General features: G+C 74.4%; 10 protein-coding genes. 6 read left to right on the forward strand and 4 right to left on the reverse strand.

All coding sequences use genetic code 11. From position 1 onward, the window contains the following. Window positions 1-35: 35 nt before the first annotated feature. Window positions 36-1,886 carry a S1C family serine protease gene (locus AC3ERT_RS02495; protein WP_435127529.1) on the reverse strand — a complete coding sequence of 617 codons (1,851 nt, stop codon included), beginning with the start codon at window positions 1,884-1,886 and terminating at the stop codon, window positions 36-38. Between the two features lie 235 nt (window positions 1,887-2,121). Here AC3ERT_RS02495 and AC3ERT_RS02500 point away from each other — a divergent pair, with 235 nt between their 5' ends. The 3 genes from AC3ERT_RS02500 (at window position 2,122) to AC3ERT_RS02510 (ending at window position 5,247) form a co-directional block, all read left to right on the forward strand. Continuing rightward, complete coding sequence (locus tag AC3ERT_RS02500; RefSeq protein WP_435127527.1) at window positions 2,122-3,024, forward strand: glycerophosphodiester phosphodiesterase; 903 nt, start codon at window positions 2,122-2,124, stop codon at window positions 3,022-3,024. A gap of 445 nt (window positions 3,025-3,469) precedes the next feature. Next, the gene (locus AC3ERT_RS02505; protein WP_435127525.1) at window positions 3,470-4,036 is read left to right on the forward strand and encodes an ATP-binding protein; all 567 of its coding nucleotides are present in this window, start codon (window positions 3,470-3,472) and stop codon (window positions 4,034-4,036) included. A gap of 239 nt (window positions 4,037-4,275) precedes the next feature. Continuing rightward, the gene (locus AC3ERT_RS02510) at window positions 4,276-5,247 is read left to right on the forward strand and encodes a DUF5926 family protein (RefSeq protein ID WP_335971643.1); all 972 of its coding nucleotides are present in this window, start codon (window positions 4,276-4,278) and stop codon (window positions 5,245-5,247) included. A 266-nt stretch (window positions 5,248-5,513) separates the two neighbouring features. Here AC3ERT_RS02510 and AC3ERT_RS02515 read toward each other — a convergent pair whose 3' ends face one another. Both AC3ERT_RS02515 and AC3ERT_RS02520 read right to left on the reverse strand, forming a co-directional pair. After that, window positions 5,514-5,768, reverse strand: coding sequence for a hypothetical protein (locus AC3ERT_RS02515; RefSeq protein ID WP_335971644.1), 255 nt, complete (start codon window positions 5,766-5,768; stop codon window positions 5,514-5,516). Between the two features lie 259 nt (window positions 5,769-6,027). Beyond that, entirely contained in the window at window positions 6,028-6,762 is a 735-nt protein-coding gene (locus tag AC3ERT_RS02520) for a bifunctional DNA primase/polymerase (protein WP_435127520.1), read from the reverse strand. Between the two features lie 585 nt (window positions 6,763-7,347). Here AC3ERT_RS02520 and AC3ERT_RS02525 point away from each other — a divergent pair. Then, window positions 7,348-9,060: a PP2C family protein-serine/threonine phosphatase gene (locus tag AC3ERT_RS02525; protein WP_435172425.1), complete on the forward strand. Its 1,713-nt coding sequence runs from the start codon at window positions 7,348-7,350 to the stop codon at window positions 9,058-9,060. Window positions 9,061-9,454: 394 nt separating this feature from the next. Further along, the gene (locus tag AC3ERT_RS02530; protein ID WP_335972214.1) at window positions 9,455-10,867 is read left to right on the forward strand and encodes an aminopeptidase P family protein; all 1,413 of its coding nucleotides are present in this window, start codon (window positions 9,455-9,457) and stop codon (window positions 10,865-10,867) included. Window positions 10,868-10,948: 81 nt separating this feature from the next. Here AC3ERT_RS02530 and AC3ERT_RS02535 read toward each other — a convergent pair whose 3' ends face one another. Then, window positions 10,949-11,392, reverse strand: a complete 444-nt coding sequence (locus AC3ERT_RS02535) for an ATP-binding protein (protein WP_335971649.1) — start codon at window positions 11,390-11,392, stop codon at window positions 10,949-10,951. A 201-nt stretch (window positions 11,393-11,593) separates the two neighbouring features. Here AC3ERT_RS02535 and AC3ERT_RS02540 point away from each other — a divergent pair, with 201 nt between their 5' ends. Continuing rightward, a complete protein-coding gene (locus AC3ERT_RS02540; protein WP_435172427.1) occupies window positions 11,594-12,472 on the forward strand; it encodes a hypothetical protein in 879 nt (292 codons plus the stop codon). Window positions 12,473-12,550: the final 78 nt, after the last annotated feature.

Genomic DNA, 12,550 nt, shown 5'->3' on the forward strand with positions numbered 1-12,550 from the left:
GGGGCGGGAAGGGGCGGGCGGGGGAGGGAGGGCCGTCAGCTGTTGCTGTCGCCGGTGCGCTGGCCGAGCGTCAGGGTGGTGGTGTGCGAGGAACCGTCACGGGTGTACGTGAGGGTGACCTGGTCGCCCGGCTCGTGCTGCCAGATCTCACCGATCAGCGTCTCACCGCTGTCGATGAGCGTGCCGTCGAACTTGGTGATCACGTCGCCGGGCTTGAGTCCCGCCTTCGCACCGGGCCCGTTGGCGGTGATCGCGGAGCTGGAGTCCGTGGAGATCTGGGCGCCGTCGCCGTCGTACTGGGTGTTGAGGGTGACCCCGATGACCGGGTAGACCGGCTGGCCGGTCTTGATCAGCTGGGTGGCGACGCGCTTCGCCTGGTTGATCGGGATGGCGAAGCCGAGGCCGACGCTGCCGCCCTGGCTGCCGGCCGTCGAGCTGCCGCCGGGCTGGATCGCGGAGTTGATGCCGATCACGGCGCCGTCGGCGTTGAGCAGGGGGCCGCCGGAGTTGCCGGGGTTGATGGAGGCGTCGGTCTGGATGGCGCTCATGTAGGAGGCGCTGCTGCCCTCGCCGTCGCTGGAGGCGACCGGGCGGTGGACGGCGGAGACGATACCGGTGGTGACAGTGCCGGCCAGGCCGTAGGGCGCGCCGACCGCGATGGTGGCGTCGCCGACCGCCGCGTTGTCGGAGTTGCCGAGCGGCAGCGGGGTGAGCTTGACGCTGCCGGGGTTCTTCAGCTTGATGACGGCCACGTCGTATCCCTGGGCGCGGCCGACGATCGAGGCGTCGTACGTCTTGCCGTTGGAGAAGGTGACCGTGAGCTTGCCGCTGTCGGCGGCCGGGGCGACCACGTGGTTGTTGGTGAGGATGTGGCCCTGCTTGTCGAAGACGAAGCCGGTGCCGGTGTCGGACTCCTGGCTGTTCTGCGCCTTGATGGTCACCACGCTGGGCAGCGTCTTGCTGGCGATGCCGGCCACCGAGGTGGGGGCGCGGTTGAGCGCCTTGCTGCTGCTGGCGGCGCTGATCGTGGTCGAGCCGGAGTCGTCGTTGTTCTTGGCGGCGTAGTAGCCGATCCCGCCGCCGACGCCGCCGGCCACCAGGGCGGCGACCAGCACCGCGGCGACCATCCCGCCGATGCGCCGCTTGCCGCGCCCCTCGCCGGACGGCGAGCCGGGGGGCATCGGGGTGCCCCACACCGGGCCGCCGGGCGAGCCGGGGGTGCCGGAACCGGGCTGCGGCGTGGCGTACGAGGGTGTGGACGGCACCGCGTACGGGTCGTGCGCGGCCGAGCCCTCCTGGGAACCCTGGTGCTCAGGCCCCTGCGGACCCCCCTGCTGGCCGGGCTGACCGGGCTGACCGGGTTCGCCGCCCTGCGCCGTGCCGTACGCCGCCGCGGGAGCACCGTACGCAGGCGTCGGAGCGGCCGCCGGAGCCGCCGGCTGCGCGTACTGCGGCGGCGCGGGCGGCGCGGGCTGGACCGGGTGGGCCGGCTGGACGGGCTGAGCCGGCGGCACCGGCTGAGGCGCCTCGTACGACGGCGCCTTCGCCGCCTCGTACGGTGACGGAGCCCCCTGCCCGGCCAGCGCGCTCGGCGGCGGGCCGTACGGCGACGGCGGACCGACCGGCGGTGGCGCCTGCGGCGGCACGGCGTCGGTGCGCTGCTCGCCCGGATGGGCCGGCGCAGCGGCGGCAGGAGAGGGCGCCGGAGCCGCGGCGGGCCCCTCGGCACCCGCGTCCGGCGCCTGCGGCGGCACCTGGTCGGCGGGGGCCGGAGCGGCGGGCGGCGCGGCGGGGGCCGGCGGAACGTGCGCAGCCGGGGCACCGTCGGACGTGCCCGCCGACTCCGCAGCCGGTACGGACGACCCGGCTTCGTTCTCGGTGCTCACAGCGTTTCTCCTCAGGGTCATGACGAACGACAAAAGACATGGGGACCGATCACGTCGTGCACCCAGCATTTCCTATGACGTGTCGGACCGCCGTAAGAGGTACCTGTGCACGCGCACGCATGCCGCCGGTCGGCCGTACGGGACCCGCCGCGCACCCGGCCCTCCGCACCCCCTGCGGCGCAGGCGGCCGTGGCACAGCTCCTGGCCGCCGGGCGCACGGTGGCACCATGGCCGGGTGACGTTTGCGCGCGTGGCCCCGGAGCCGTACCCGGAGGGACGGCCGGTCCAGGTCGTCGCCCACCGGGGCGCCTCCGAGGACGTACCAGAACATACGCTCGCCGCGTACCGGAAGGCTATCGAGGACGGTGCGGACGCGCTCGAGTGCGACGTCCGGCTGACCGCGGACGGCGAGCTGGTGTGCGTGCACGACTGGCGGGTGAACCGCACGTCCAACGGCAGCGGCGCGGTGTCGTCCATGGAGCTGGCGGACCTCGCGGCACTCGACTTCGGCTCCTGGAAGGGCCAGAACGCCGACCCCGAGGCGCCGGAGCGCTTCACCCAGGACCGGTTCGGCGGCGACGGCCCGGAAAACCCGCACGCCCCGCACAACACGGATGACCCGAACGACCCGGGCGAGCGCAGCCGGGTGCTGACCCTCCGGCGGCTGCTGGAACTCGTCGCCGACACCGACCGCAGGGTCGAGCTGGCCATCGAGACGAAGCACCCGACCCGCTGGGCCGGACAGGTGGAGGAACGGCTGCTGGAACTGCTCGGCCGGTTCGGCCTGGACCGCCCGGCGGCCGGGACGCCCTCCCAGGTGCGGGTGATGAGCTTCTCCGCCCGCTCCCTGCGCCGCGTCCACCTCGCCTCGCCCGCACTGCCGACGGTCTACCTGATGCAGTACGTCTCCCCGCGGCACCGCGACGGACGGCTGCCGGCGGGCGTGGGCACGGCCGGCCCGAGCATGCGGATCGTCCGCGCCAACCCGGGGTACGTGGCGCGGCTGCACCGTGCCGGGCACCAGGTGCACGTGTGGACCGTGGACAGCCCTGAGGACGTCGAGCTGTGCGCGCGGCTGGGCGTCGACGCGATCATCACCAACCGCCCGCGCCGGGTGCTGTCCCAGCTCGGCCGCTGAACGGGAGGCGGCCGCGTACGGCGGCGCCGCCTTCCGCGCCCTCGCCGCTGCCACCGTCACCGCTGTCACCGCCGCAGCCATCGCCACCGTCGTCACCGCCCTCCGCCTTCCGCCTCCGCCGCGTTGCCGACGGGCTCCGCCGCCGTCGCACGCGAGGCGCGCGCCTCACGGGCCGAATCGTTACGCCATGCGCCGGATCGTGCCGTACCCAGGGCGTGTCCCATATCAGCCGTCAGTGTGCCGTAAAAGATCGCGCTTGGCCTGTTTCCGCTCGAGTGCCAAGGGGCATCCACCCTGTGGCGTGGGGTGAAACAAGGAGGTCTCGGGGGTGTCGTTGATGGTGGCGCAAGAGGTGCCGACGTCCACGGCCGTGGCCCTGCCCCATGGCCCGGCGGGTGTCGCGGAGGCGAGGCGCAGGCTGCGTACGGACCTGTACGCACGCGGAGTGCCCGAACCGGTCGTGGACGACGCGGTCCTGATCCTCTCGGAACTCATCAGCAACTCCTGTCGGCACGCCCGCCCGCTGGGTGACGACGTGCTCGACGGGCTCGGCGCGAGCCGCGCGGGCAGCGGCACAGGTAGCGGTACGGGCGACACCATGCGGACACCGGAGGACCGGGCGGGCGTGCAGACGCCCGCCCGCCATCCGGGCCGCCCGCAGCGACCGGAGCGCGACCCGCGGCCGCAGGGCCGCATACTCGCGGCCTGGTCGGTGGACGACGGCGGAATGCTCGTCCTGGAGGTCACCGACGGCGGCGGCCCGACCCGGCCGCGCCCGTCGAGCCCCTCGCTGACCGCCCACGGCGGCCGGGGTCTCGGCATCGTCGGCAGCCTCGCCCTGCGCTGGGGCGTGCGCGACGCACCGGGCGAGGTGACGGTCTGGGCGCAGCTTCCGGTGCGCGGCCGGCACGCCCGCCGGGACACTCCCATGGGCACCGGCATCGGCCTGCCCCTCGGGGTCCCCCTCGGCCTCCCGCTCGACCTCGCCGAGTCCCTGGACGACCTGGGCTAGGACGCTCGGCGCCGCACGAGCGGCCACCCTGCCCGTCGGCGCCGGGGTCGGCTCGTACGGCGGCCCGTCCGTCGTACCGCGGCGCCGAGGTCGTACGGCCGCGCCCCGGCACTCCTGACCCGTACGAACCAGGACGCGCGCGCGGCGCGAGGGTCGTTGCGGCGAGGACCGGGCCCGCCGACCGCTAGGCTCGCTGGCCGGAAGAACGCCGTACCGGGAGAGACCGGGAGACATCCAGCATGGCCAAGAAGCGCGCGACCGCCACCAAGTCCAGCAGCCGACAGGCGGCGGCAGGCGATGCCGTACCTGTCGTCGGCGCGCGCGAACCGTGCCCGTGCGGCTCGGGGCGGCGGTACAAGGCGTGCCACGGCCGGGAAGCGGCGCACGCCGTCACCGAGTTGGTGCGCCGCCCGTTCGAGGGGCTGCCGGGGGAGTGCGACTGGGTGGCGCTGCGCGAACTGGTGCCCGCCGCCACGGTTCCGCTCACCCTGAAGGCCGAACTGCCCGAGGGCGTGCCGTCGGTGACCTTGGGCACGGTGCTGCCGATGGCCTGGCCGGCGCTGCGCCGCGACACCGGCGCCGTGCTGCTCGGCTTGCAGAACGACGCGTCGAGCGGCGACATCAGCCGCGACCTCGCGGACACCCTGGCGCGGGCGCTGACGGCGGAGCCGGGCAACCCGGTGGAGAGCCGGCGCCCCGCCCCGGACGCGCCCCGGTTGCAGGACCTGCTCGACCTGTCCGTGCCGTTCGAGCCGCAGGTGCACAGCGGCTTCGAGTTCTGGCTGGAGGACGCGAGCGCGGCCGGCGGCGAGGTGGCCGCGTCTTTGGAGCGGGCCAACCAGGCGGCGATCCCCACCGTCCGGCTGACCGGCGTAGACGCCGCGTACTGGTGCGAGACGCCGGAGAAGAACCATCTGCGCTGGGTGATGCCGCAGCCGGAGGACGACCTGCTCGACGCGTTGGCGCGGCTGCACGCCGCCGGTGCCTCGGGGCTCGGCGAGGGCACCCGGCTGGTCGGCTCCTTCCGGGCGCACGGCCTGATGGTGCCGGTGTGGGACCTGCCGGTCGGCATGTCCGCGGAGGAGGTGGAGAAGCCCGCCGCGGCGTTCGGGGAGCGGCTGGCGGAGACGCTGGGCCGTACCGGTCCGCTGACCGCGGAGGAGCGCAGGGCGCGCAGCGGCTTCACCAACCGCCAGATCACGCTGAGTTGACGCGGACGCACCCCCCGAAAGGTACCGACCAAGCGGTCGGTCAGTGATTCCGATCACAACTCCCCTGGAAACACCGGGTCATGGCCCGGCTCCCCCGAACGGGGAATTTGCTAACCGCCGAAGTCTTGTTACCGTTTGAACAGCCCGGTCGCTGGTGCATCCCCCGTCGCCAGCGGCCGGGCCTTTCCATGCCCCGGCCCGTGCCGCACCGACGCAATCCGTCGCGCCGCCCCCTTCCGGGTACTGATCTCGTCGTCCGGCCCGGTTCAGTCGTCGCCCGCGGAGCTGTCCGGGGAGGGGCTGGCGTGGGCGGTGTTGTGGCCGACGTCCCCGCGGTGCTCGACGTCGTGGCCGGAACCGGCGGTGGCCACCGCGAGGGCCAGTACGGCGGCGAGCGCGGCCGCACTCGCGAGGGCGACCCGGCGCAGGCCGTCGGCTCCCGACTGGTCGTGGCCGGCGCCCCGGGCGCGCCCCCGCCGGCCCGAAGCGTTTGACGGCTGCTGCGACTTCAAAGGGCTCACCTGCGCTCGATGTCCGGGGTCCGGGTGAACATAACGCCCACCGTCCGCCGGTGGTTCCGGCGACACCCGGCCCCTACCCCGCCGAAGGCCGTCCAGCACCCTGTCGGCGGCCTGTTCCCGTCCCCGGGAGGCCGTTTTGGCGGTACGGGCCGCCCGCCCGCCGACCATCGGACCGGGTGCCGTTCAGTCGGGCCCGGTCCGTTCATCGGACCGGGTGCCGTTCATCGGGCCCGGCGCCGTTCATCGGGCCCGGGACCGCTCAGTAGCGCAGCCGGTCCCCGTCGGGCGCGGTGCGGCCGGCCCGGACCAGCGCGTCGACGAGTTCGTCGATCTGCGGCAGCCACGGGGTGCGCTCGGCGGTCCGCATCGCCCGGACCGCGTCGGCCACCCGGCCGGCCCGCACCGCCGCCCTCGGCACGATGGGCACGACCGGCTGACGCACCCACCGCAGCGGGCCCGGCAGCCCGCCGGCCGGCGGCAGCGCCACGTACCCGCCGTCGCCGTGGTAGCGCAGCGAGGTCGGCACCCATTCCTGGCGGTCGAGCAGTTCGCCCAACTCGGCGAGCGAGTAGGGCGCGACGAGGAAGACGTAGCGGGTCGGGGTGGCCACGACCGGGCCGAGCCGGCAGCCGAGCTGCCCCATCGCCTCCAGGGCGCGCGCGCCCGCGGTCGCGGGCAGGCTCGCCGCCGAGACCCGGTCGCCGGTGGCGAGCACCACGGGGGCGTCCGGCCGCCGGGTCCACCACCAGCGGACCATGCGCGGGTCGCGGGTCGCGGCCAGCAGCCCGGGATCGACCGGATGGACGCCGGGCACCACGCAGTTGGGGCGCCCGCAGGCGCAGCCGGAGTTGTGCGGGTCCTGTCTGTCGAGCCCGACGCCGGGTACCACGCGCCACTGCCACCGTTCGGCGTAGGTCAGCGCCGCGTCGACGTACGCGGTCCGCTCCCTTCGCCGAAGAGAGATCTTGCGTCGCCTTCCGAGGATCTCGCGCATCAGCGCTCGTTCCTTTCCGTTAACGCCCAGGGATCTGCCCACTGCACAACGTAACTGTCGAGCACACCGCATACGAGGCAGCGCACCGCACTGCCAGCCGAGCGTGGAACGTGGCGGAGGGTGGCGCGTCATCGGCGCTCTTGGCTCGCGCTGAACTCACCGCGCCCTGGTCGCGGGCCATGTCGCATGGTCCGTACCGGACGCCGCACCCTTTGCCACTCGGGGTTGGGTCGGCCGTCAACTGTATACGTGCTACGACGCTTGAGCCGGACTTCGGGTTCCTACCCAGCACCCGCGAAATGACGCGCTGTTGGCTGGGGCCAGTCGATCGTGCGCATACACCGGGGGCGGCTGTTTTCGGCCAACATCCGGAAAACAGAGCCGTCCGGGGCACGCTTCCGACACCACTCCGTGTACCGGGACAATCCTGGACATGCCCGCGATCGTGCGTGTAGAAGTGGGGTCTTGACAGCAGCGCAGCACACCATGGGGGTTTGCGATGCTATTCATGCAGACGCGCCGCGCATTGCGGACGAAAAGCGACGATTGTTCCACCGGCCGGCACCCGGCCGAAAGCCTTCGGCCATGAGCACCGCACGCGTCGGAAAAGTGGCCGGAAGCGAGCCGTCCACTCCCGTCCGGGCGGACACTGGCGCCCCTGTCCCCGCACCGGCCGCCGCGGCGGCGACCGTCGCGGCCACCGCGGCCGTGATCTCCGGGCCGGGCGCTGCCGCCACCGCGGCCGGCCCCTTCCCACAGGACGCGCCGCTTCCGGTGCCGCACGCGCAGGGCGCCGCGACACGCGCGGCCCCGCCCCGCGGCACCCTTGACTACTCCCTCGCCGTCCAGGACCGGCTGGCCGCCTGGGTGTGCGACCTGTCCCTGCTGCACGGCCTGACCGAGCAACTGGCGCGGACCGCCGCGCTCGACGACGCGCTGCACGAGGTACTGCGGGCGGGCGCCACCCTCGTGGGCGCCCGGCGCGGCCTGGTCACCCTCGACCCCGCGGACGGGCTGGGCCCGGCGACGGCCGTCGGGCTGGGCCTGGGCCGCAGCGACCTCGGCACCCTGGAGACGGTCCCGCTCGCCGCCGCGCGTGCCGAAACGCTGCTGCCCGACCTGCTGCACGGCCCGGGCCCGTCCACACGGCACCGCGAGGTCGCCGCGCAACTGGGCCTGGCCGCCAGCTACGCGGTACCGCTCGTCGCGGAGGGCGCCGCCGAGGACGCCGGGCAGCCCCCGGCCGGACCGGGCCCGTCGTACGAGCACACGTACGAGCACACGTACGAACCTGCGTACGGCGCCGACTCCGGCACCGGTCCCTACGATGCGGCCCCCTACGATCCGGCCCCGTACGGCCCCGCGGCCGACCACAGCTCCGCTTCCGGTGACCCCGCCGACCGGTCCGCCGACCGGCCCGACAGCCGGCCCGCCGGCCACCTCGGCACCGCCGTCTGGTTCTACGACGACCCCACCGCCCCCACCGACCGCCAGCGCCGCCTGGCCGGCCTCTACCTGCGGTTCGCCGTCGAGCACGTCGCGCGCTGCCTGGCGCTTCACCGGGCCCGCGCCGCCGCCCGCGCGCTGTCCGAGGAACTGCTGCCCACCCGGCTGCCACGCGTGCCCGGCCTGCGGATGGCCGTACGCCACACCTCGGGCCCGCGCGGCGGCGGCGACTGGTTCGACGCGCTGACGCTGCCCGAGGAGGCGCTCGGACTCACCGTCGGCGGGGTCACCGGTGCCGGACCGGGCGCGGTCGCCGCGATGGGACGGCTGCGGGCGGCCCTGCGGGCGTACGCCGTGATGGAAGGTGAGGACCCGGTCGCGGTCCTCTCCGACCTGGAACTGCTGATGCGGCTGACCGAGCCGGCCCGCAGCGCCACCGCGCTGTTCGCGTACGCCACCGCGCTGCCGGGCGGCGGCCGCAAACTGGCCATGGCGGGCGCCGGGCACTGCCCGCCGCTGATCGTCGGCGAACGCCGCTGCGAGTACCTCGAGACCTCGCTGTCCGCGCCGCTGAACATGCTCACCTGCTGGGAGGCGCCCAGCGCGGAGCTGGTCCTCCGGCCGGGCGAGAGCCTGCTGCTCTACACCGACGGCCTGCTGCACCGCACCGGGGAGCCCGCGGACCGGGCGCTGTCCCGGCTGCACTCGGCGGCGCAGTTCGCCCCCAGGAGTGTGCGGGCCGATCCGGAGGCGCTGGCCGACCATGTGCTGCGCGTGCTCCTCCCGGACGGGCGGGACCGGGCGGAGCACATGGAGGACCTGGTGCTGCTGGCCGTCCGCTTCGACGACTGACGACCGTGGGCCCGCGGGCCCCGGGCCCACGGGTCCACCGGCCCACGAGTCCACGAGTCTCCGGGTCTCCGGGTCCGATGGGTCCTTCCGCCGTCCATTCTCCCCCTGCCGCACCCCGGCGCCGCCGGTTTTCCACAGGCCGGACCGCGGGGCGGTCCCGGTTGTCCACAGGCCCCCGGACCTGTCAGGGGCGGCGCCCATACGATGGACGAAAGGGACCATTGCGAGGAGGCAGGACGTGGCGAAGGCCGAGGACAGGCAGGACACGGCGGGGGGCCGGGGCGAGGAAGCCGAAGCGGCGGCGCGGTCCGCGGCGGGCGAGGCGGCGGGCGCTGCCGCCGACGCGTCCGGTGACGCGTCCGGTGACGAGGTCGCCGAGGGGCAGGAGAGCGCGATCAAGACGCGCAAGAACGGGCTGTACCCCGGTGTCTCCGACGAACTGGCCGCGTCCATGAAGAGCGGCTGGGCCGACACCGAGCGGCGCGGCCTGGAGCCGATAGCCCAGGCTCCTTATGCGGCCGCGCGCCGCGCCGCACTGTCCGCGCGCTTCCCGGGCGAGCGGATCGTGGTCCCCGCGGGCAATCTGCGCACCCGCGCCAATGACACGGACTACCCCTTCCGCGCCTCCACGGAGTACGTGCACCTGACCGGGGACCAGACCCAGGACGCCGTCCTCGTCCTCGAACCGCTGGAGGAGGGCGGACACACCGCCACCGCCTACCTGCTGCCGCGCTCCGACCGGGAGAACGGCGAGTTCTGGCTGGACGGCCAGGGCGAGCTGTGGGTCGGGCGGCGCAACAGCCTGTCCGAGGGCGAGCAGCTCCTCGGCCTGCCCTGCGAGGACGTCCGCACGATCGCCGACGTGCTGCGCGAGGCGACGGGCCCGGTGCGCGTCGTGCGGGGTTACGACGCCGGGGTCGAGGCCGCCCTCACCGACAAGGTCACCGCCGAGCGGGACACCGAGCTGAAGACGTTCCTGTCGGAACTCCGCCTGGTCAAGGACGAGTTCGAGATCGGCGAGCTGCAGAAGGCGTGCGACTCCACCGCCCGCGGCTTCGAGGACGTGGTGAAGGTCCTCGACCGCGCCCAGGCCACCAGCGAGCGGTACATCGAGGGCACCTTCTTCCTGCGCGCCCGCGTCGAGGGGAACGACGTCGGCTACGGCTCGATCTGCGCCGCGGGTCCGCACGCCACCACGCTGCACTGGGTGCGCAACGACGGCCCGGTCCGCGCCGGCGAACTGCTGCTGCTGGACGCGGGCGTGGAGACCCACACCCTCTACACCGCCGACGTCACCCGCACCCTGCCGATCGACGGCCGCTTCACCCCCCTGCAGAAGAAGATCTACGACGCGGTGTACGACGCGCAGGAGGCCGGTATCGCGGCGGTCAAGCCCGGCGCCGCCTACCGCGACTTCCATGACGCAGCGCAGCGCGTGCTCGCCGAGCGGCTGGTCGAGTGGGGCCTGCTGGAGGGCCCGGTGGAGCGGGTGCTCGAACTCGCCCTCCAGCGGCGCTGGACGCTGCACGGCACCGGCCACATGCTCGGCCTCGACGTGCACGACTGCGCCCAGGCCCGGACCGAGACCTATGTGGACGCCGTACTGGAGCCGGGCATGGTGCTCACCGTGGAGCCGGGGCTGTACTTCCAGGCGGACGACCTGACGGTGCCGGCGGAGTACCGCGGCATAGGGGTGCGGATCGAGGACGACATCCTCGTCACCGAAAGCGGCAACCGGAACCTGTCGGCGGGGCTGCCGCGCCGCTCGGACGAGGTCGAGGAGTGGATGGCGGGGCTGTCGGGCTGAGCGCCCGCGGCGCGGGCCGGACCGGTGGGGCGGCGCCCTGTCCTCGGCAGGAGCGCCCGGTCCGCTCGCGCGGAGCCGGCGTCAGGATGCTTCGAGCAGGGCGTCCTGACGCCACTTGAGCACCTTGTCGAAGGCCACGACCGTGCCGTGCCCCGGCCGGTCGTGGTACTGCACATGGTCGACGAGGGTCTCGATCAGAAACAGCCCGCGGCCGTGCTCGGCGTACTGGCCGCGCAGCGTCAGCGGCCGGGCCGGTCTGCGGCCCCGTTCGCGCGGCAGGCCCGGCCCCGAGTCGGCCACCTCGATCCGGCAGCAGTCGCCGTCGATCTCGGCGGTGACGACGTAACCCGTGGCCGAGCCGGCGTGCTCCACGGCGTTCGCACACGCCTCGGTCAGCGCCACCGACAGGTCGAAGGAGATGTCGGGGTCGACCCCCGCCGAATCCATGGTCCCCAGCAGCAGCTTCCTGGCCAGCGGGACGCTCGCGGCCTCCCGCCGCAGATGGAGTGACCACCAGATGCTCATGCTCCAGCCTCCTGGCCCCCGGCTCGACATACGGTTACGTATTGCCGCGAAGGCCCTGGAGTAAGCGCGATGTTGACGTGATGCCGCTCATTCGGCGGATGCGTTTGCCACCCGCCGGGGTGTAGATGCCGCACCGCGGGTGTGAGGGGAGCAAGGGCGCCGTAGGCGGGCGGAAGCGGCAGTGAGATGATGACGGCCGTCATGGCTGCGCCTTCCTCCGCCTCCTGCCTGCCCGCGCCCACCGTGCGCGCGGGTGCCGGGATGCGACTGCTGCGGACCGCGGTGTTCACCGCGGTCTGCGTGCTGCTCGCGGCGGCCGGCCACGCCATGGCGTCGGGCCGTACGGTGCCGGCCGCCTCGCTGGCGCTGGGCTGGCTCGCGGTCTTCGCGGTCGTCGCGCCGCTCGCCGGCCGGGAGCGCGGACTGCCCGGCATCACCGCGCTGCTCGCGCTCGGCCAACTCGCCCTGCACCTGGTGTTCAGCACCGGCCAGATGTGCGCCTCGGCCACCGGTTCCGTGCGGGGCACCGCCACCGGCAGCAGCCTGGTCGCCGTCGCCGCCCGGCTGGTGTGCAACAGCGGCGGCGGCAGCACGGCGCTCACCCCGGGGGCCGCGCGGCAGGTCGTCCTGCGGGCCGGCCTCGACCCGGCCGGGCTCGGTGGCGCCGCGCCCGCCGGGGACACGCTGATGCCCGGCATGTCCGCCGGTTCGTCCGGCACGGGCGCCGTCCACGGCGCCCACATGTCGCTGCCCGCGATGCTGCTGTCGATGTGCTCGCTGCCCATGCTGCTCGGCCACCTGCTGGCCGCCGTGGTCGCCGGGCTGCTGCTGCGCCGCGGCGAGGCCGCGCTGTGGCGGCTGGTCCGGCTGTCGGTGCGCAGCGCCACGGAACTCGCCTCGCTGCCGCCGTCCGCGCTGCGCCGGGCCTGCGCGCTGCTGGCGGCGCTCGCCGCGGCCGTGCCCTGCGCCCGCCGACCGATACGGGGTGCCGCGTGGCCGGTGGCGGCCCGGCACCGTACCGTCTGGCTGCGGCACTGCCTGGCCAGGCGCGGTCCCCCGGCGGTCGCACTGGCGGCCTGACGCGGCGTCGGCTCCTCACGGGGAGCGCCGACGGAAGCGCGGGTCGCCCGCCGCCCTCCCACGAGTGCCTTCCTCCCC

It is taken from the genome of Actinacidiphila sp. bgisy145 (assembly GCF_057708125.1).

Bases quoted from the DNA above. Each gene is read 5' to 3' on its own strand.
- AC3ERT_RS02520 (WP_435127520.1), bottom strand. From the start codon at position 6,762: ATGCGCGAGATCCTCGGAAGGCGACGCAAGATCTCTCTTCGGCGAAGG.
- AC3ERT_RS02525 (WP_435172425.1), top strand. From the start codon at position 7,348: ATGAGCACCGCACGCGTCGGAAAAGTGGCCGGAAGCGAGCCGTCCACT.
- AC3ERT_RS02510 (WP_335971643.1), top strand. From the start codon at position 4,276: ATGGCCAAGAAGCGCGCGACCGCCACCAAGTCCAGCAGCCGACAGGCG.
- AC3ERT_RS02540 (WP_435172427.1), top strand. From the start codon at position 11,594: ATGGCTGCGCCTTCCTCCGCCTCCTGCCTGCCCGCGCCCACCGTGCGC.
- AC3ERT_RS02535 (WP_335971649.1), bottom strand. From the start codon at position 11,392: ATGAGCATCTGGTGGTCACTCCATCTGCGGCGGGAGGCCGCGAGCGTC.